The sequence below is a fragment of the Rhizobium sp. Leaf321 genome (genome assembly GCF_001423215.1).
GTDB lineage: Bacteria > Pseudomonadota > Alphaproteobacteria > Rhizobiales > Rhizobiaceae > Neorhizobium > Neorhizobium soli.
Genome location: NZ_LMOF01000008.1, coordinates 409,608 through 428,626 on the forward strand (window position 1 = coordinate 409,608; position 19,019 = coordinate 428,626).

Below are 19,019 nucleotides of genomic sequence, written 5' to 3' on the forward strand. Positions count from 1 at the left end.
TCATGAGTTCCGATCATCAGGCCAATCCGCTGGAAAAGCAGAAGGAAAAGGGCAGTTTCAACCTGTCCCGATGGGCCATCGGCCATCCCAGCATCGCGCGTTTTCTGTTCGGTCTCATCATCGTCATGGGTGCGCTTGGCATCATGAACATGGGCCAGAAGGAAGATCCGGACTTTACCTTCCGCGTCATGGTCGTGCAGGCCCAGTGGCCGGGTGCCTCGATCGAGGACATGCAGAACCAGGTGGTCAACAAGATCGAGCGCAAGCTGCAGGAAACCCCGCATCTCGACTGGGTCAAATCCTACACCCGCGCCGGCATCTCGATCACCACGATCCAGGTGAAGGGCGACACGAATGCGCAGGACGTTGCAGATGCCTTCTACCAGGTGCGCAAGAAGATCGGCGACATTCGCCAGGATCTCCCGTCCGGTATCTACGGGCCCTATTTCAACGACGAGTTCGGCGATACCTATATCACTCTCAACGCCATTACCGGCGAGGGCTACAGCTATCCGGAGCTGAAGCAATACGCCATCCAGGCCCGCGACATGCTGCTGGCCACGCCGGGCGTCGAAAAGGCAACGATCCTCGGCGACCAGCCGCAGAAGATCTTCATCGACGTGTCGTCGCAGGCGCTTGCCGAGCGCGGCCTCACCGTCAATGACATCAGCACCGCGCTGGCCGGCCAGAACGATGTCGATGCGTCCGGCTCGGTGGAAACCGCCGATCGCTCCGTGCGGATCTCGGTCGAGGGTGGCGTGACCACGCCAGATGATATCAAGGCGCTGCGGCTGCGCGCCGGCGACCAGGTCTTCCGTCTTGGCGATATCGCCACGGTGAAGGAAGGTCTCGAGGACCCGTATCAGCGCAAGTTCCGCTTCAACGGCCATGACAGCGTGCAGCTCGGCGTGGTGATGGCGAACGGTTACAAGGTGACCGACGTCGGTCATGCGGTGGAGGAAACCTACAAGCGCTTCGAGGAGACGCTGCCGGTCGGCGTCCAGGTAGAGCAGATCTCCAACCAGCCTGAGGTCGTCACCGAAGCCGTCGGCGAGTTCACGCAGGCGCTTCTCGAAGCGCTGGTCATCGTGCTGGTCGTGTCGCTGATCTCGATCGGCTGGCGCTCGGGCATCGTGATTGCGATCGCCATTCCGCTGGTTCTCTCGGCAACGCTTGCCATCATGTTCTATCTCGGCATCGAGCTGCAGCGTATCTCGCTCGGCGCGCTGATCATCGCGCTTGGACTGCTCGTCGACGATGCGATGATCGTCGTCGAGTTGATGGAAAGAAAGCTGGAGGAGGGGTTCGAGCGGCTCGATGCGGCAAGCTTTGCCTATTCCTCCACCGCCTTCCCGATGCTGACCGGGACGCTGATCACCACCGCCGGCTTTATCCCCGTCGGCTTCGCGGATTCGACCGCCGGCGAATACGTACGGTCGCTGTTCTACGTCGTCGGCATCGCGCTCGTCGTATCCTGGTTCGTGGCCGTCTATTTCACCCCATGGCTCGGCTACATGATCCTCAAGCAGCGCAGTCATGCGGGCAGCGGCGATCATCACGATGCCTATGACACCCGTATGTATCGTAGCGTGCGCCATGCAGTTGGCTGGTCCGTGCGCCACAAGGCGATCGTGCTCATCGCCACGCTCGGCGCGTTTGCAGCCAGCCTCTGGTCGTTTCAGTTCATTCCGCAGAGCTTCTTCCCGCAGTCGTCGCGACCAGAAATTCTGGTCGACATGTGGCTGCCGGAGGGCACCGCGATCAAGGAAGTGGAACGTCAGGCCAAGGCGCTCGAAGACCGGATCCTCGACGACCCCGACAAGAGCTTTGTCGCCACCTATATCGGCGAGGGTGCGCCCCGGTTCTTCCTGCCGCTCGACCAGCAGTTGCGCAACCCGAACTACGCCCAGCTCCTGATCATGTCGAACGGTCTCGAAGAACGCGAGCGGATGATCGTCAAGCTGCGAAAGATCCTTGCCGAAGAATTCCCGACGGTGCGCGGCAAGGTCGACCGTCTCTTCCTCGGCCCTCCCACCGGCTGGGCCGTGCAGATGCGCGTCGTCGGTCCCGACAAGGCGGAAGTCCGCCGCATCGCCGACCAGGTCAAGGCACGGTACGAACAGCAGCCAGACTTCGGCGCCATTCACGACGACTGGATGGAGCCGGTCGCGGGCATGAAGCTCGTCATCGATCAGGACCGCGCGCGTGCGCTCGGCGTCTCGTCGCAGCGGGTTCGGCAGATGCTGCAGGCGGCAACGTCGGGCGCTCCGATCAGCGATTTCCGCGATGGCGAGGAGACCGTTTCGATCGTGGTGCGCGAGCCGGATGCCACCCGCAACCTGCTGGCCGCCGTCCAGTCGGTCTATATTCCGACCGATCTCGGCACCTTCGTGCCGGCTTCGCAGGTGGCGCGTGTCGAGCCTGTCCTCGAACAGGGTATCGAGTGGCGTCGCGACCGTCTGCCGACGATTACCGTCAAGGCGACCCTGCCTGACGGCGTCGAGCCGACGCAGGCCTCGGTAAACCTCTATAACTCGATGGCCGACCTGCGGGCGGCCCTGCCGGCCGGCTATTCCGTGGACATCCAGGGCGGCGCCGAAGATGCGGCCGAAAGCCAGGCCTCGATCGCGGCAAAGGCCCCGATCATGCTGCTTGTCATCATGCTGCTCCTGATGATGCAGCTCAAGCATTTCGGCAAGGCGATGCTGGTTCTGTCGACCGGTCCGCTCGGCATCATCGGCGCTGCAATGGCGCTTCTGATCACCGGTGCACCGTTCGGCTTCGTCGCCATCCTCGGCGTCATCGCGCTGCTCGGCATCATCATTCGCAACTCGATCATCCTGATCGACCAGATCGACCAGGATATCGCGGCGGGCATGCATCGCCAGGAAGCGATCGTAGGTGCCGCCGTCAGGCGTTTCCGGCCGATCATGCTGACCGCGCTCACGGCGGTGCTGGCACTGATCCCGATCTCGCGCGGCCTGTTCTGGGGACCGCTCGCCTATGCCATGATGGGCGGCATCCTCGTCGCTACCGTCCTCACCATCATCGTGCTGCCTGCCGGCTACTCCCTCTTCTTCGGCCGCGAGCCGAAGGCGAAGAAAGACGACAAGTCCGAGACGCCCGCCAACCAGGGCGAGCTGTTCGAGGACAAGCATGATATGCCGATGGCGGCGGAGTGAGGGGCTTTCCCGGTGGGAAAGCGCCATAATCTCCCTCATCCCTGTGCTTGTCACAGGGATCCAGCTGCCCCAAGTCCTTGGGGCTGCAAACCCTCTTTCGCCACGCAGATGCGTGTCGGCTGGATTCCTGTGACAAGCACAGGAATGAGGGTGGGTGGGGTAGAGGATGGAGGACACAATGGCCAATCCAGTGCAACCTGCAACTGAAGCCGAGGTGCTGTTCAGTCGCCGCGGGTCTGCTGCGGTGGTCTCGCTCAACCGGCCGAAGGCGCTGAACAGCCTCAATCTGTCCATGGTGCGGGCGCTCGATGAGATACTCGACCGCTGCGCCGCTGACCCTGAGATCTCCTGCGTCATCATCAGGGGCGAGGGCGAGCGTGGCCTGTGTGCTGGTGGCGATATCCGGGCCATTCATCAGGCAGGGCGGGCGTCCGACCCTGAGGTGACGCGGTTCTGGCGGGAGGAGATGCCGTTCAATTACCGCATCTCGCGCTATGAGAAACCCTATGTGGCGCTGATGGACGGGATTGTGATGGGCGGCGGTGTCGGCATTTCGGCGCATGGGAGCCACCGCATCGTTACCGAGCGCACGAAACTCGCCATGCCTGAAACCGGGATCGGCTATGTGCCAGATGTGGGCGCGACGTGGCTTTTGCCCCGGGCGCCCGGCGAGGCGGGAACCTGGATGGGGCTGACCGGTGACGTGGTTGACGGTGCCGATGCGATCCATGCCGGGTTGGCGGATTCGTTCGTGCCATCAGAGAAGTTGGATGATCTCGTCGCCGCAATTGGACAGCTTCCCGGAGGCTCAGAGGCTGAGGCAATCCAAGCCGTGATCGATGGTTTCACCGTGTCCGCCGAAGGTGGCAGGCTTGCGCAGAACCGTGACGTAATCGACCGAACCTTTGCGCATGATACGGTCGAGGAGATCCTTGCGGCGCTCAGCCGCGAGACGGGAGAATTCGCCGCCCGAACCCTCGAGACTCTGTCGAAACGCTCGCCGACCAGCCTCAAGCTGACGCTGAAACTGTTGCGGCTCGGCCGTGACAGTTCAAGCCTCGTCGAATGCCTGGAGCGGGAATTTACCGCCGCTTGCGAACTGCTGAAACACCATGATTTCTACGAGGGCGTACGGGCCGCCGTGATCGACAAGGACCGCAATCCGCGCTGGCAACCGGCAAGCCTTGCCGAGGTGACGGAAGCCGATCTTGCTCCTTATCTTGCAGCCGATCACCCGGTCCTGTTTGCCGATCATCGGTTGTAGCAGCAAAACCGCCCACACCGGCGAAACCGGCATGGTTGAAACGGGAGTGGGGCAGGCAGCGGTATCGTGGGTATGAGGGAGATGATGATCTGCCTGCCCCGATCGAGTTTCCTGCGATATTTTCGGGAGATGTCAGTTCCCGAGAGACCGCATGTCGTTCGACCATCACCGGAAACCGAGCTTCGTCCTCAGAAGCGCTGAACCGTCGGGGACCGGTTCGCGAAAACGGTTTCCCATCCGATGACGACGCCATTATCGCGTGGCTTTCAGGCGTGAGGATGAAAAAGGCTACGACGAATTTTTCTTCGCTTGTCTTTCAGGGGCTTAACAAAAACATGCTGCCCGTTTCGTCCTCACGGCCCAAAACAGCCGTATCCTCTTTGCCCCCGGATCGGGGCGATCCACTGCGCTTTGGCGCCTTCCGGCAAAACCATCGCCGAATGCTGCGATAAATGGATGAAATTTCTCCGTGTATCACCTGCAGGAGAGGGCGGTTCCTCGCGGTCTACCGATACTCCCGGTAGTGTCGCCTCAACTTCCCATTCCGGAGACACTGATGAACCGCCTTCTTATCCTCGGCACGGCACTTGCCGCCCTCTTCGTGCAGCCGGCGTTTGCGCAGGAGCAGAAACTGCTCAACGCTTCCTATGACGTCGCCCGCGAGCTGTTCGTGGCCGAGAACGAGGCCTTCGTGAAGGCGCATCCGGGCGTCACGATCGATCAGTCGCATGCGGGTACGTCCAAGCAGGCACGCTCGATCGTCGAGGGGCTCGAGGCTGACGTCGTCACCTTCAACCAGTCGACCGACGTCGATTTCCTGGCAAAGCAGGGTTTTGTTGCCGCGGACTGGAACAAGGCGTTCCCGAACAACGCCTCGCCCTTCTATTCCTTCCCAGCCTTCCTCGTGCGCGCCGGCAATCCGAAAAACATCAAGGACTGGGGCGATCTCGCCCGCGACGATGTCCACGCGATCTTCCCGAACCCGAAAACATCCGGCAACGCACGCTACACCTATCTCGCGGCAACGGCCTGGGCGAAGGAAGAGTTCAAGGACGACCAAGAGAAGATCGAGGCCTATATCACGAAGATCTTCGACAACGTTCCGGTGTTTGATACCGGTGGCCGCGCCGCGACGACTACCTTCGTCGAACGCGGCCAGGGCGACGTGCTGATTACCTTCGAGGCCGAAACCCGCGGCATCGAGAAGCAGTTCGGCAAGGACAAGGTCGAAAACGTCATTCCGTCGGTCTCGCTGCTTGCGGAATTCCCGGTCGCGGTCGTCGACAAGGTCGCCAAGAAGCATGGGACGGAAGCGCTGGCAAAGACCTATCTGGAATTCCTCTACACCGAGGAAGGCCAGAAGATCGCCGCCGAATTCGGCCACCGCGTCCATAACGAAAAGGTCTCGGCCGAGTTCAAAAGCCAGTTCCCCGAAATCCGCCTCGTCAAGGTCGACGACGTGTTCGGTGGCTGGTCCAAGATCCAATCCGAACACTTCGCCTCCGGCGGCACGCTCGACAAGCTTTACGGCAGCCGCTGATTGGGTTTTGTTGCTTGGCTGAGGTGAGTTGTTTCTCAAGGATTGCTACCCACTCACCCTCATTCCTGTGCTTGTCACAGGAATCCAGCCAGCCTAAGTCGTTAGGCTGAAAAAACCCTTCCCGGCACGCGTCGGGTCCTGTGTGACCGCCACAAGAATGGGGGACGCTAAAGAACTGCGAAACCAGACCGGTGGATATTCGTCCGCCGGTTCTTGCTGTTGAAGACTTTGTTGCAGTTGAAAACGAGGAACTGATCATTTGAGACGACGCAATGTCCTGCCTGGCTTGCCGCTATCGCTGGGCGTGACCCTGTTTTATGTCGGCCTGATCGTCGTGCTGCCGCTGGCGGCGCTTGTCATCAAGGCCGCGAGCCTGGGGCCTGAAGACTATTGGCGGATCGTCTCCTCGTCGCGGGCGCTTGCCAGTTACCGGGTGACCGTGCTGTCGGCGCTTGGTGCCACCGTGTTCAACCTGTTTTTCGGGCTGTCACTTGCCTGGGTCATTACCCGCTACCGGTTTCCCGGCCGCCGCATCATCGATGCCATGGTCGACCTGCCGTTCGCGCTGCCGACGGCGGTTGCCGGCATTGCGCTGACGGCGCTGTTTGCCAACAACGGCTGGTTCGGTTCGGTGCTGGAAGGCTACGGCATCAAGGTTGCCTATACGCCGCTCGGCATCATGATCGCCATGTGTTTCACTTCGCTGCCGTTTATCGTGCGCACGGTGCAGCCGGTGCTGGAGGATCTTGATCCGGCGCTCGAAGAAGCGGCGCAATCGCTCGGCGGTTCCGACTGGACGATTTTTACAAAGGTCATCCTGCCGCTTCTGACGCCGGCACTGCTGGCCGGCCTTTCCCTGTCGTTTGCCCGCAGCCTTGGCGAATTCGGGGCGATCATCTTCATCGCCGGCAACCAGCCGATGTCGACGGAAATCACAGCACTGCTGATCTTCATCCGGCTCGAAGAATACGATTACCAGGCCGCCGCCGCCATCGCCTCCGTGCTGCTGCTTGCGGCGTTTACGATGCTGGCCGTTACCAACTGGCTGCAGTCGCGGGCGCTGCGTTACACGGTGAAGGGATAAGACCATGAGTGCTGTTTCATCCCATCGCAAGCCGCCGCGGGTCGGCGACAACACGGTGTTCCGCCGCACGCTGATCGGCATCGTGGTGGTGCTCGTCGGCTTCGTCATCGTCGCGCCGCTGATCATCATCGGTGTCGAGGCATTCTCGAAGGGCTGGGCGATCTATCGCGATACGATCCTCCATCCGGATACCCGCCACGCGATCATGCTCACCGTGGTGGCGGCGCTGATCGCGGTTCCCGTCAACACCGCCTTCGGCATCGCGGCCGCCTGGGCGATCACCAAGTTCGATTTCTGGGGGCGTCGGTTTCTGCTGGTGGTGATCGAGATCCCGTTTTCGGTCTCGCCGATCGTTGCCGGCGTCGCCTATCTGTTCGTCTATGGCCTGCAGGGCCTGTTCGGGCCGGTTCTCGATGCCTACGGGATCAAGATCCTGTTTGCGGTGCCGGGCATCATCATCGCCTCGATGTTCGTGACGGCACCCTTTGTTGCCCGCGAACTGATCCCGCTGATGCAGGCGCAGGGCCGTGACCTCGAGGAGGCCTCGACCTCGCTTGGTGCATCCGGTTTCCGCACCTTCTTCTCGGTGACGCTGCCGAACGTCAAATGGGCGCTGCTCTACGGCGTCATCCTCTGCAATGCACGCGTGATGGGCGAGTTCGGCGCCGTCTCCGTCGTGTCGGGCAATATCCGCGGCCAGACCAATACGCTGCCTTTGCATATCGAGCTGCTCTATCACGACTATCAGGCGGCGGGCGCCTTCGCGTCGGCTTCCATCCTGGCGTTGATCGCCGTCCTTACCATCATCGCCAAGGTCGCGCTCGAGCGCCAGGGTGCGGGCCGCGTCCGCAAAACCGCCAGTCCGGCAGAGAAAACAGCATGAAGATCCGTCTCGAAAACGTCGTCAAAACCTTCGACACCTTCCGTGCCGTAAAGGGCGTGTCGCTCGATATCGAAAGCGGCGAACTGGTGGCGCTGCTCGGCCCCTCCGGCTCTGGCAAGACGACCATCCTGCGCATGGTGGCGGGGCTCGAATATGCCGATGGCGGCGCCATCTATTTCGGCGATCAGGATGCGACCGACATTCCGGTGCGCGACCGCGGCGTCGGCTTCGTGTTCCAGCATTACGCGCTGTTCCCGCATATGACGGTGGCGCAGAACATCGCCTTCGGCATGAAGGTTTCCAAGGTGAAGCGCGACAAGGCGGCGATCGATGCCCGCGTCACGGACCTGCTGCGGCTGGTGCGGCTCGACGGTCTCGGCGACCGTTTTCCGGCCCAGATCTCCGGCGGTCAGCGGCAGCGCGTGGCGCTCGCACGGGCGCTCTCGGTCGATCCGAAGGTGCTGCTGCTCGACGAACCGTTCGGTGCGCTCGATGCGAATGTCCGGCACGACCTGCGCCGCTGGCTGCGCGAGATCCATTCCGAACTCGGCATCACCACGATCTTCGTCACCCACGATCAGGAAGAGGCGCTCGATCTCGCCGACCGGGTGGTGATCCTGAAGGACGGGCAGATCGTTCAGCAAGGCACGCCGCAGCAAGTCTGCCGCGATCCACAATCGGCCTTCGTGATGAAGTTCCTGGGCGATGCCAACGTGCTCTCAGCCCAGGTCCGCGACGGCCGCGCCCATGCCGGCAGCTTATCGGTCGATGCATCGGGATTACCAGATGGCAAGGCCGAGCTCTACGCCCGCCCCGCCGATCTCGATTGGTCGGCGCAGGCACCCGGCATCGCCGCAACGATCTCCCGCGTCCTCGACCGCCCCGACAGCCGCCGCGTGCTGGCGGTGACGGAAACCGGCGAACAGCTGGAATTCGACGTGGAGCCGGAACGCCACGTTTCAGCCGGTGAGGGCGGGTTTGTGACGCTGCGGCGGGGGAAGGTGTTTGCGGTTTAGGGGGGAGCGTTACCCCACCCACACCCCTCATTCCTGTGCTCGTCACAGGAATCCAGTCACGCGAAGTCCTTCGCGTGAAAAGACCCTTTCGCGCCGCAGACGCGACGCTGCTAGGTTCCTGTGAGGAGCGCAGGAATGAGGGAGGTCAGACGTCTGCCATCGCAAGACGCGGTCATTGCGGATGATCACGAGGCATCATCATCTGCCGGACGCATGACCGTCGTCAGTGAACGTGAAGCGTCAGTTTTCAAACGTTGAGATTGGCGACTTCTCTAATCCGCCATTTGCCGTCATCGCAGCGCTCCTGTCGCAAATCGGTGTTAGCGTCGCCAAACTGCGTCTTTCTACGATTGCCGAGGACAGAATGAGTGCGACCTTCAAGGAGCTGAGTGACCGGATTGGTCAAGTCGGCGACCTCTATGCCAGGGTGCATGCCATTGAACGGAGCGCCGACTGGTATCTTCTTAAGCTTACCGAGGAACTTGGCGAACTGACCGCTGAGCATCTCCTGATGGCCGGTCGGGCGAAGCCAAATGCCGATGGTTCAGGCGGTACGCGCGAAGCCCTGGAAAACGAAGCGGCCGACTTGTTCGGGCAGTTCGTTTTGTATCTTCGCGCAAACGAAATCGACATCGAGGCGGCCATCGAGCGCAAATGGCTCAGGCATCTCGATAAGTATGTTGCTCTCGGCACGGAAATTTAAGCGCTCTGGCGGCTATGACAGGTCGTGGAGGTTTTTGCCCAAGGCCTGCCCGATCTGCCACTCACTGAAACTTACCTCCAGGCCGGCTCTTTCGGGAGTACAGCACATCGGGCCAACGAAGTAATGATCCGCTTTTGGGAATGGACAAAGGCGGACGAGTGGCCAAGTCTTGCCATCGGCTGACGCCTGTATTCTGAGAACGCCGCTGTCGACGGTCACTCTTATCCAAAAATCTGATGGGTCGCCGTCGTATCGTCCCGTGGCCCAGTCGGAGGCGTCATTCGTCAGCACACTGCCGAGCAAGCCATAGCCGTCCGAGAACTCGATCCCGGTCTTGACCCACCGTCTTTCGTCAAGCCTGACCATGAGGCCAGCCTGGTCGTAAAGATGCTCAAAATGGGCATGGACCCGAACCTGGGCGGTGAAGTCGCCGTCGGTCTGGAATGCGTAGAAGTGGCCGTTGTCGCGGACAAAGCCATAATGTGTCTCTCGCCAGAAATCCGTGCTGGCGTCAGTCGTGACAGAGAGTGCGAGATCCGAAGCTTCTGAATTTGCGGGCTGATTGATCCACTGTCCATTCTTAAGGCTCTGCAATAGTGGCTCCTATGACAACCGGCGGACTTCTTTGCCGCATATTTCGTCGAGAGATTATTGCGAGAGCGCATGAACTGCCAACAAAAAAGGACTGACAGAGAATTTCTGCGTCGTGCCAAGAGCTGCGAGGAGAATGTGGAATGATAGCGTACGACGATTACTCTTCCTTCGGCCAGCAGCAGAGCTCCTGCGCGGCGCAGGAGTGGTCGTGACGGGGCATAAAACGATAGGGCATTCCTCTCTCATTCGGGCCAAACTCAGCTCCGCGCCCGGGCATCGGTCGGGGTGAGGGACAGATCTACTCGCGACCAACCGTAACCCCGCGGCCACCCATCCTTTGACTTTTCGCGCCGAAGCCTATAGGGACGGCGCAAACGTTCGGCTGCGATCGTTGCAGCCATGGGGCCTTTGAGCCCGACATATCCGAAAGACAGATTTGATGACCGATATCAACGGCGCCGCCCCGGCGATCGCGAAGGCTTTGCAAAAGCGCGGCTATGAGACGCTAACCCCCGTCCAGCTGGCCATGCTTGATCCCGCGCTTGAAACCGCCGATGCGCTCGTTTCCGCCCAGACCGGCTCCGGCAAGACGGTTGCCTTCGGCATGGCCATGGCGCGCACGTTGCTCGACGATGGCGAGAAATTCGGCCGGGCTGCGGCACCTCTCGCACTGGTCATTGCGCCGACCCGCGAGCTTGCCATGCAGGTGAAGCGCGAACTTGACTGGCTCTACGCCGAAGCGGACGCCGTGATCACCTCCTGCGTCGGCGGCATGGATATTCGCGCCGAGCGTCGTTCGCTGGAACGTGGCGCCCATATCGTTGTCGGTACGCCCGGCCGTATCTGCGACCATATCCGCCGCAACGCGCTCGACATGACGGAAATCCGCGTGGCCGTGCTCGACGAAGCCGACGAGATGCTCGATCTCGGTTTCCGCGAAGATCTCGAATACATTCTTGAGGCAGCCCCTGCCGAACGCCGCACGCTGATGTTTTCGGCAACCGTTCCGTCGGCCATTGCCAAGCTTGCCAAGAGCTACCAGCGCAATGCCGTGCGCATCGCCACCGCGTCCGAACAGAAGCAGCATGTGGATATCGAATATCGCGCGCTGGTCGTGACCCCGGCGGACCGCGAGCATGCGATCGTCAATGCGCTGCGCTTTTACGAGGCGCCGAACGCAATCGTGTTCTGCTCGACGCGTGCTGCCGTCAACCATCTGCATGCCCGTCTTGCCAATCGCAATTTCTCCGTTGTGGCCCTTTCGGGCGAGCTGACGCAGACCGAGCGCACCCATGCGCTGCAGGCCATGCGTGATGGCCGCGCCCGCGTCTGCATCGCAACCGACGTCGCTGCCCGCGGTATCGACCTGCCAGGCCTCGAACTCGTCATCCATGCGGATCTGCCGACCAATTCGGAAACGCTGCTGCACCGTTCGGGCCGCACCGGCCGTGCGGGGCGCAAGGGCGTCAGCGCCCTGATCGTTCCGGTCAGCCAGCGCCGCAAGGCCGAGCGTCTTCTCGCCGGCGCGCAGGTCGAGCCCACCTGGGCCCGCCCGCCATCGGCCGAAGAGGTGACCGCGCGCGACGAGGAACGTCTGTTTGCCGATCCGATCTTTGAAGAGATCGCCAAGGACGAGGAAGAACAGGGCCTGATCGACAAGCTGGTGGCGCGTTTTGACGCGACGAAGCTGGCGTCCGCCTTCGTCAGCCTCTATCGCGGCAAGAATTCGGCGCCGGAAGACATTACCGAAGTGTCGCTCGAGACCCGCAAGCCCCGCGAAGGCGGCAACGATTCCGCACCGCGGCCGCTGACGCCGCGTGGCGATTTCGGCGCTGCCGTGTGGTTCTCGCTGTCGGTCGGTCGCAAGCAGCGCGCCGAACCGCGCTGGCTGATCCCCACCATCTGCCGCGCCGGTGATCTCACCAAGCACGAGATCGGCGCGATCAAGATGCAGGCCGACGAGACTTTCGTGGAAATTGCCGCCGCCCATGCCGACAAGTTCATGGCCAAGCTCGGCAAGGACGGGATGATGGAACGCGGCGTGCGCGTGACGCGTCTCGAAGGCGTTCCGGATTTCAGCAAGTTCTCGCGCGGCGATGACGAAGGCTTCGTCAAGCGCGAAGGCCCGCGTCTCGACAAGCCCTACAAGGACAACAAGCCGTTCAGCAAGGACGGCCCGCGCAGCGACAAGCCGTTCAACAAAGACAAGCCCTACGGCGACAAGCCTTTCAACAAGGACAAGCCGGCCGGTGCCAAGCCTTACGGTGACGCGCCGCGCAAGGACTGGAAAGCCAAGCCCGCCGGCGCCAATGTCGACCGCCGCGTCGACGACGAAGTCTGGGGCGAAAAGCCGAAGTCCAATTTCGCCAAGAAGCCTGGCGACAAGCCGTTCAACAAGGCTGGTGGCGACAAGCCGTTCAAGAAGCCGGCCCCCAAGGGCGGGTTCGACAAGCGCAAGTAGTTGATAGCGGGGGGCGAGGTTTCGTCCCCCGTTTGTTTATTGGCAGATCGGGCGGGCAGGTTACATCCCCTAGCCCTCGAAGCTGCCGCCATAGTCCTTCGGGACGAGGTCGGCCTGCGCATTGCCACTCCGCACAAGTTCAAGGATCATGTCTGCCACACGTTCGGGCGGGTGTGCGAAGGATGCGGTTTGGATCTCCTGTGTCTTTGCCGATTCCAGCCCAGACCTGACAGCGCCGTAAAACTCGGTCGCGGTGATGAACGGATGCATGATCGAGACGGCAATGCCGGCATCGGCAAGCTCCAGGCGAGCGACACTTGAAAGCATGTTCAGCGCTGCCTTGGAGCTGGTATAGGCAGCCGAGCCCGGATAGGTGGCAAGCGTTGCGCCTGAGCTGACATTGACGATGCTGCCGGCACCTTGGCTGCGCATATGGGGAATGACCGCCTGCATCATGACCAACGGCGCTACGCAGTTGAGATCTAGCACATCTTTGAAATCCTCAATGCCGATCTCTTCGATCGTGGCATGCAGGCCCTGTCCGGCGTTGTTGACCAGAACATCGATGCGACCGTATTTCTGAGCGGCGGCCTGGACGGCTTGTTTAACCTGCTCCGGGTGCGTGACATCACAAACCACCGCGAGCGCCTCATTGCCAATCTCCCGTGCCAGCGCTTCGATGCGATCTTTCCTGCGGGCCAGCAAAACGACCCGCGCGCCGGACAAGGCCGCAGCGCGCGCCGTTGCTTCGCCGATACCCGAGGAAGCGCCGGTGACAATCACAACCGCGTCTTTGATTTCCATCTGGAATGTTCCTTCATAAAATGGTGTCCCGCGCAGCATCGCAACAAGGCTGCGCGGGTGAGTATCCGTAGACAGAAGGCGATCCCGGCGCGTGTCCGATCCGATCTGAAATTTGCACATTCCTGCTTATGCGTTGCTCTGGAGGGAAAGCCGTGCCACATCTCTGCTCATGAGCGCTGCCATCAGGATGTTGAAGGAGTTTGTGGAAAAACGCGCTGCAGGCGTGCTCACGACCACGGGCATTCCCCGCGTCGACATCCTCAAGGTAACCGAACCGACCGAGCTGTTTCCCGAAATCTATCAGCCGCTGGTTAGCCTGATCCTGCAAGGCGAGAAGCGCCTGCTGATCGGGAGCCAGGTGATGAATTACACAGCCGGGCAAACGTTCATAGCGTCGGTGGCGCTGCCTGTCATCGGCGAGATCGTTCATGCGAGTGCGAAGGGCCCCTATCTCGCGGTCAGGCTCACCTTCGATCGCGCGATGATCGCCGATTTGCTGCTGGACGATCCCGGCCCGGCTGTGTCGTCCGACACGCCCAGTTTTTGCGTCAGTCACGCAAGCGACAGACTGATCGACGCCTGGCTGAGGATGCTGCGCCTGATGGAGCAGCCGGATGAGATTGCGGTGATGGCACCCTTGCTGGAACGGGAAATCCTGTTCCGATTGCTGCGCGGCCCGCAAGGCGCCGTGCTGCGGCAAGTCGCCAGCATCGACGATCGGTTCTCGCAGATCAGGAACGCGCTGGTCCGGCTGCGCAAGGACTATGCCACCACCTTCCACGTGGACGAGCTTGCCTCCGCTTCAAACATGAGCCCGTCCGCCTTCCAGCGGCGCTTCAAGACGAGCACAGGCCTGTCGCCGATCCAGTATCAAAAGCGGATCAGGCTCTACGAGGCGCGCGGGATGCTGTTTGCAAGGCCGGGAGATGTGGCAGCCGTCGCACTCGCCGTCGGCTATGAAAGCCTGTCCCAGTTCACCCGTGAATACGCAAGAATGTTCGGATCGCCACCCGCCCGCGATATCAGGAATTTGCGGGCGACCTCGCCGGTGGGGCCGCCGGGGTATGGTGAGTTGATGGGCTAGGTGGTGCAGTTGGGGTGGTGAGCGGCTGGGCCTTTGGTCGGGCGTTAGGTTCGACCAAGGAGTTTAACGCATTGCCTCTGCTATACGGAGCAGGGCCGCGTATATGATCTCCGGGTTGTCTGGTGCTACGGCATTTCGGGCAATGGTCTCGGCGTCGGCGGCGATTTTATGGGCCGCACACAATGCGGTCCGGCCCTCCGGTGTAAGCTCGGTTGTGAGAACCCGGCCGCGTACCGGATGAGCGATGCGCTTGATCAGGCCGTCCCGTTCGAGTGTGGCTATGATGGACTGCATCGTCTGCGGTGTCACGAAGGCGCGCCGGGCCAAGTCCGCACTTGATAAGCCCGCGCTGAACTCCAATCCCGCCAGTACCGAATATTGTGGGGTCGTCAGTCCGATATCTCTCAGCTTGTTGTCGAGATGGCCCCGCAGCGCTTGCTGCGCTCGCTTCAGCGCGTATCCGAGCGAGCGGTATGTGTCATCGACCGGTGGATCCATGAGAGTGGACATATCAGGGCCCTTATACTATCAGATGTCAGTACCCTGATAATACCGGGTCTCATTGAAAAGGATAGGCAGCCTATGGCTCGATTAATTGGACCGGATTTCATCGGCATCCAGACGAAGGATCTGGACGCCGCACTCACCTTCTATCGGGATGTCGTCGGGCTTACGCCCTCGGCAAAAGCACCTCCCGGCGCGGTTGTTTTCGAAACGCACCCTATTCCATTCGCCGTTCGCACGCCGATCGAGGACTTTGATGAGAAGGTAAAGCTCGGAACGGGCGTTGCAATCTGGTTTGGTTGTGATGACGCTGACGAATTGCACGCGCATCTTTCCGAGAGGGATGTGCCGATAGTATTCCCGCCCAAAGACGGGCCGTTCGGGCGCTACTTCGCATTCGTTGATCCATTTGGATATACGATAACGGCGCATAACGTCTCAACGCTGTGATCAGAGCATTTGGCTTCAGGTGACGGCAGCCTGAGGCGGATCAAATGCTTTAGCGTCATAAGACTAGAGCGAAGTGCGTTCGATGAAAGCACTTCGCTCTAAAACAGCGCCCGAAAATCCCGACACCTGCCATTTTGTGTTTTCCGCCAGAAGGAACGGAAGCAATATGAACACGTTGAGCTAAGTTCAGAGCAACTCTTCTAATTTTCATATCATTATTATGAAATATTCGAAAATATTGTCGATTTATGTCTATTTCCAAGGCCAAGAGGCCGAAATGCTTGGCGCAAGCTCTGCATTCGATAGTGCAGTACCATTTCTATACTTAAGGTATTGCTACAATGAAAATCGAACAATCAACAAGTCGCCTCTACGCGAGCCAGAGCACGCAGATATCTGCGGCTTCCGACGACACCTCGGCATCGTTTTCGGCCGCGCTGAACACTGCCACAGCGGGTACGTCCCAGTCGGAGGCAGAGGGTGCCGAGCAGACCGACTTTACCAGCATGACCCGCCAGGAAATGCAGGAGTGGAGCAATGAGCAGATCCGCAGCGGCAACATGTCGCTTGATGAAGGCCTGCCCTTTATGGCGATGACGATGAAAATTCCGGTGGGTGGGGGTACTGCCGGCGCGTTGCAGGCTTCCGATGATGGCGAACGCGTTGATTTCACGGAAAAGGTTGGCGCCGGCATCGAGGGGGCGATATCGCGCCATGACGAGGTTACGCGCGGTATGCTCGAGAAAGCCATGGAGACTATGCAGCAGTATCAGGACGAGACTTCCAGCGACGACGCCCGGGCTTAAAAAACCTCAGCCCAATACGCCTGCCTGAACCGATACTATCGCCCCAAAACAAAAAAACGGCCGGAGCTTCCACTCCGGCCGTTCCGCATTTCATCAATCAGCCGATCAGTTCATCTGGCTGACATACTTCGTTTCCAGATAGGCCGCGACCGCTTCGGAGCCGCCTTCGGTGCCGTAGCCGGAATCCTTGACGCCGCCGAAGGGGACTTCGGGGAGGGCGAGGCCGTTGTGGTTGATGGTCAGCATGCCGGCTTCCACTTCACGGCCGAGCGCGTGGGCGGTCTTGACCGAGCCGGTGAAGGCGTAGGATGCGAGGCCGAAGGGCAGGCGGTTTGCCTCGGTGATGGCCTCTTCATAGGTCGAGAAGCGGTTGACGATGGCGATCGGGCCGAAAGGCTCGTCGTTCATGATCTTGGCGGACGTCGGCACGTTGGCGAGAACCGTCGGTTCGAAGAAGTTGCCCTTGTTGCCGATGCGCTTGCCGCCGGTCTTCAGTTCGGCGCCGGACGAGACGGCGTCCTGGATCAGTGCTTCCATGGCCGGGATGCGGCGTTCGTTGGCAAGCGGGCCCATTGTGGTGCCGGCGTCCATGCCGTTGCCGACCTTGAGGGCTTCGGCAGCCTTGACGAAGCCTTCGAGGAACTTGTCGGCGACGCCGTCCTGGATGAGGAAGCGGGTCGGCGCGACGCAGACCTGGCCGGCGTTGCGGAATTTCGACATGGCCGTCACTTCGATCGCCTTGTCGAGATCGGCGTCATTGAAGATCAGGACCGGTGCGTGGCCGCCGAGTTCCATCGTGGCGCGCTTCATGTGCTTGCCGGCGAGCGCTGCGAGATGCTTGCCGATCGGCGTCGAGCCGGTGAACGAGATCTTGCGGATGACCGGATGCGGAATGAGGTATTCCGAAACTTCCGAGGGAATGCCGTAGACGAGGCCGATGACGCCTGCAGGCACGCCGGCATCTGCAAAGGCGCGGATCAGTTCGGCCGGCGATGCCGGAGTTTCCTCAGGTGCCTTGACGATGATGGAGCAACCGGTGGCAACCGCTGCGGACAGCTTGCGGACGATCTGGTTGATCGGGAAGTTCCACGGTGTGAACGCCGCAACCGGGCCAACCGGCAGCTTGATCGTCATCTGGTTGACGCCGGAGAAACGGGCCGGAATGATCTGGCCATAGGTGCGGCGGGCTTCTTCGGCAAACCAGTCGATCGTATCGGCGGCGCCCATGATTTCCATCTTCGACTGGGCAAGCGGCTTGCCCTGTTCGCGGGTCATCATGAAGGCAATGCTATCGGCGCGCTCACGCAGCAGGTCGGCTGCCTTGCGCATCATCTTGGAACGGTCGAAGGGCGAGGTGTCGCGCCAGATCTTGAAACCCTTGTCGGCCGCTTCAAGCGCCAGATCGAGATCCGCCTTACGGGCATGGGCAATCTTGCCGATCACTTCGTCGGTCGCGGGATCGGTGACTTCGATCGTCTCGCCGGCGATCGCATCGCGCCATTCGCCGTTGATGAAGAGCTTTACGTCGGGATAGGTCTGCATAGGGTCCACTTTCGTTCGTGAAATTCGCGCAAGGGCAGGGGCCGAGGAGGTTCGTCCGGCCGCCGGCAGAGGTGTCAAATGTTCCGGTGCCTGAGTTAAGACAAAGACGGGAGACAATCAACGGCGGGCATCGAATAAGTCATACTTATATCGATTAAACCGGGCAGCGTTTTCAGCTGCCGTGCCCCCGCGTGCTCTATAGATAGGGAGGCGTGACGGCGCTGACCACCTCGCAGCGCTCAGGTCCGACATTTCGGTAGCGATGCGGCAGGCGGCTGTCGAACAGATAGGCATCGCCGCGCTTCAGGATACGGGTCTGGGTGCCGACGGTGACTTCCAGTTCGCCGGCAACAACGACGCCGCCTTCCTCCGCCTCGTGGCTGAGCATGGTTTCGCCGGTATCGGCGCCGGGCTCGTAGAATTCGTGAAACACCTGCACGCTGTGGGATTTGGCATCGCCCACCTGCAACAGCGTCAGCGCGCCTGTCGACAAGGGCGTCAGTTCGTCGGCACGGTAAAAGATCTGGTCGACGGGCGGCAGCGTCAGGGCGAAGAAATCGGTCATCGGATAGTTGATCGCTTCCAGGATCTTCTTCAGCGAGGCGACCGAGGGGCTGACCTTGTTCTTTTCAATCAGCGAGACCAGCGAATGGGTGACACCGGCCTTCACCGCCAGGGCCCGCTGCGACAGCCCGTGCGCCTGGCGCACCAGCCGGAGCCGATCGCCGACATCGAACGCCGCTTCGGGTTCGCTGTGCGGGTGATCGGTTTCCGATTTTTCCGTTCCGTGCATTCTTCGCGCGCGCCTTCATGCATCGCCACGCCCCAAGCGGCGGCAGGGACTTGTGATACACCGAAGGGTGGGAGATGGCCAATGACGAAAAGCGGCGTGGGGGGTGAGGGGGGAGGGGACGTGACATCAACGAAGTCTCCTAATGGTCTACCCTCCACTCCAATAACTGTCCGACTACGACATACGAGTTTTGAGGACGCTGAGTTGCCGCAAATGAGAAGGCTTGCGACGGCCTGCTCTAGGAAAGCTGGCAATACTCCTTTCGCTTGCTGAAGCGCGGAAGTTCGCCTTAAACTAGAATAATTGCAA

Annotated in this window: 16 protein-coding genes; 11 read left to right on the forward strand and 5 right to left on the reverse strand. The window is 60.8% G+C overall.

Annotation, left to right across the window (positions count from 1 at the left end):
* Positions 1 to 2 precede the first annotated feature (2 nt).
* From ASF70_RS18995 to ASF70_RS24685, 7 genes are all read left to right on the forward strand, one after another.
* Complete coding sequence (locus tag ASF70_RS18995) at positions 3 to 3,182, forward strand: efflux RND transporter permease subunit (protein ID WP_062581972.1); 3,180 nt, start codon at positions 3 to 5, stop codon at positions 3,180 to 3,182.
* 178 nt (positions 3,183 to 3,360) lie between these two features.
* Entirely contained in the window at positions 3,361 to 4,446 is a 1,086-nt protein-coding gene (locus ASF70_RS19000) for an enoyl-CoA hydratase/isomerase family protein (protein WP_156461883.1), read from the forward strand.
* Between the two features lie 556 nt (positions 4,447 to 5,002).
* Positions 5,003 to 5,986 (forward strand): thiosulfate ABC transporter substrate-binding protein CysP, encoded by a 984-nt coding sequence (gene cysP / locus ASF70_RS19005; RefSeq protein ID WP_062581974.1) that lies wholly within the window; start codon positions 5,003 to 5,005, stop codon positions 5,984 to 5,986.
* A gap of 259 nt (positions 5,987 to 6,245) precedes the next feature.
* The gene (gene cysT / locus ASF70_RS19010) at positions 6,246 to 7,070 is read left to right on the forward strand and encodes a sulfate ABC transporter permease subunit CysT (protein WP_062581975.1); all 825 of its coding nucleotides are present in this window, start codon (positions 6,246 to 6,248) and stop codon (positions 7,068 to 7,070) included.
* A gap of 4 nt (positions 7,071 to 7,074) precedes the next feature.
* The gene (gene cysW, locus ASF70_RS19015) at positions 7,075 to 7,953 is read left to right on the forward strand and encodes a sulfate ABC transporter permease subunit CysW (RefSeq protein ID WP_062581977.1); all 879 of its coding nucleotides are present in this window, start codon (positions 7,075 to 7,077) and stop codon (positions 7,951 to 7,953) included.
* Positions 7,950 to 8,969, forward strand: coding sequence for a sulfate/molybdate ABC transporter ATP-binding protein (locus tag ASF70_RS19020; protein ID WP_062581978.1), 1,020 nt, complete (start codon positions 7,950 to 7,952; stop codon positions 8,967 to 8,969). The genes cysW and ASF70_RS19020 overlap by 4 nt, the downstream gene beginning before the upstream one ends.
* 226 nt (positions 8,970 to 9,195) lie before the next feature.
* Complete coding sequence (locus ASF70_RS24685; protein WP_244474085.1) at positions 9,196 to 9,672, forward strand: hypothetical protein; 477 nt, start codon at positions 9,196 to 9,198, stop codon at positions 9,670 to 9,672.
* 12 nt (positions 9,673 to 9,684) lie between these two features.
* Here the strand turns inward: ASF70_RS24685 and ASF70_RS19030 are convergent, their stop codons facing one another.
* Positions 9,685 to 10,266 carry a DUF1349 domain-containing protein gene (locus tag ASF70_RS19030; RefSeq protein WP_082471981.1) on the reverse strand — a complete coding sequence of 194 codons (582 nt, stop codon included), beginning with the start codon at positions 10,264 to 10,266 and terminating at the stop codon, positions 9,685 to 9,687.
* A gap of 439 nt (positions 10,267 to 10,705) precedes the next feature.
* Here ASF70_RS19030 and ASF70_RS19035 point away from each other — a divergent pair, with 439 nt between their 5' ends.
* The gene (locus ASF70_RS19035) at positions 10,706 to 12,727 is read left to right on the forward strand and encodes a DEAD/DEAH box helicase (RefSeq protein ID WP_062581980.1); all 2,022 of its coding nucleotides are present in this window, start codon (positions 10,706 to 10,708) and stop codon (positions 12,725 to 12,727) included.
* A 69-nt stretch (positions 12,728 to 12,796) separates the two neighbouring features.
* Here the strand turns inward: ASF70_RS19035 and ASF70_RS19040 are convergent, their stop codons facing one another.
* Positions 12,797 to 13,531, reverse strand: coding sequence for an SDR family oxidoreductase (locus ASF70_RS19040; RefSeq protein ID WP_062583069.1), 735 nt, complete (start codon positions 13,529 to 13,531; stop codon positions 12,797 to 12,799).
* Between the two features lie 187 nt (positions 13,532 to 13,718).
* Between ASF70_RS19040 and ASF70_RS19045 the strand changes: the two genes are divergently transcribed.
* Positions 13,719 to 14,615, forward strand: coding sequence for an AraC family transcriptional regulator (locus ASF70_RS19045; RefSeq protein ID WP_244474086.1), 897 nt, complete (start codon positions 13,719 to 13,721; stop codon positions 14,613 to 14,615).
* A 63-nt stretch (positions 14,616 to 14,678) separates the two neighbouring features.
* On the opposite strand, the gene ASF70_RS19050 is transcribed toward ASF70_RS19045, so the two are convergent.
* The gene (locus ASF70_RS19050; protein ID WP_156461884.1) at positions 14,679 to 15,125 is read right to left on the reverse strand and encodes a MarR family transcriptional regulator; all 447 of its coding nucleotides are present in this window, start codon (positions 15,123 to 15,125) and stop codon (positions 14,679 to 14,681) included.
* Positions 15,126 to 15,197: 72 nt separating this feature from the next.
* Between ASF70_RS19050 and ASF70_RS19055 the strand changes: the two genes are divergently transcribed.
* Positions 15,198 to 15,569: a VOC family protein gene (locus tag ASF70_RS19055; protein WP_062581983.1), complete on the forward strand. Its 372-nt coding sequence runs from the start codon at positions 15,198 to 15,200 to the stop codon at positions 15,567 to 15,569.
* Between the two features lie 341 nt (positions 15,570 to 15,910).
* Positions 15,911 to 16,375 (forward strand): hypothetical protein, encoded by a 465-nt coding sequence (locus tag ASF70_RS19060; protein ID WP_062581984.1) that lies wholly within the window; start codon positions 15,911 to 15,913, stop codon positions 16,373 to 16,375.
* Between the two features lie 105 nt (positions 16,376 to 16,480).
* On the opposite strand, the gene ASF70_RS19065 is transcribed toward ASF70_RS19060, so the two are convergent.
* Both ASF70_RS19065 and ASF70_RS19070 read right to left on the reverse strand, forming a co-directional pair.
* Positions 16,481 to 17,917 carry an NAD-dependent succinate-semialdehyde dehydrogenase gene (locus ASF70_RS19065; protein WP_062581986.1) on the reverse strand — a complete coding sequence of 479 codons (1,437 nt, stop codon included), beginning with the start codon at positions 17,915 to 17,917 and terminating at the stop codon, positions 16,481 to 16,483.
* 196 nt (positions 17,918 to 18,113) lie between these two features.
* The gene (locus ASF70_RS19070; protein WP_062581988.1) at positions 18,114 to 18,710 is read right to left on the reverse strand and encodes a cupin domain-containing protein; all 597 of its coding nucleotides are present in this window, start codon (positions 18,708 to 18,710) and stop codon (positions 18,114 to 18,116) included.
* Positions 18,711 to 19,019 lie beyond the last annotated feature (309 nt).

Excerpts from the sequence above, each read along its gene's own strand:
- ASF70_RS19045 (WP_244474086.1), top strand. The coding sequence starts at position 13,719 with ATGTTGAAGGAGTTTGTGGAAAAACGCGCTGCAGGCGTGCTCACGACC.
- cysP (WP_062581974.1), top strand. The coding sequence starts at position 5,003 with ATGAACCGCCTTCTTATCCTCGGCACGGCACTTGCCGCCCTCTTCGTG.
- cysW (WP_062581977.1), top strand. The coding sequence starts at position 7,075 with ATGAGTGCTGTTTCATCCCATCGCAAGCCGCCGCGGGTCGGCGACAAC.
- ASF70_RS19070 (WP_062581988.1), bottom strand. The coding sequence starts at position 18,710 with ATGCACGGAACGGAAAAATCGGAAACCGATCACCCGCACAGCGAACCC.
- ASF70_RS18995 (WP_062581972.1), top strand. The coding sequence starts at position 3 with ATGAGTTCCGATCATCAGGCCAATCCGCTGGAAAAGCAGAAGGAAAAG.
- ASF70_RS19065 (WP_062581986.1), bottom strand. The coding sequence starts at position 17,917 with ATGCAGACCTATCCCGACGTAAAGCTCTTCATCAACGGCGAATGGCGC.
- ASF70_RS19050 (WP_156461884.1), bottom strand. The coding sequence starts at position 15,125 with ATGTCCACTCTCATGGATCCACCGGTCGATGACACATACCGCTCGCTC.
- ASF70_RS19060 (WP_062581984.1), top strand. The coding sequence starts at position 15,911 with ATGAAAATCGAACAATCAACAAGTCGCCTCTACGCGAGCCAGAGCACG.
- ASF70_RS19000 (WP_156461883.1), top strand. The coding sequence starts at position 3,361 with ATGGCCAATCCAGTGCAACCTGCAACTGAAGCCGAGGTGCTGTTCAGT.
- ASF70_RS19035 (WP_062581980.1), top strand. The coding sequence starts at position 10,706 with ATGACCGATATCAACGGCGCCGCCCCGGCGATCGCGAAGGCTTTGCAA.
- ASF70_RS19020 (WP_062581978.1), top strand. The coding sequence starts at position 7,950 with ATGAAGATCCGTCTCGAAAACGTCGTCAAAACCTTCGACACCTTCCGT.
- ASF70_RS19055 (WP_062581983.1), top strand. The coding sequence starts at position 15,198 with ATGGCTCGATTAATTGGACCGGATTTCATCGGCATCCAGACGAAGGAT.
- ASF70_RS19040 (WP_062583069.1), bottom strand. The coding sequence starts at position 13,531 with ATGGAAATCAAAGACGCGGTTGTGATTGTCACCGGCGCTTCCTCGGGT.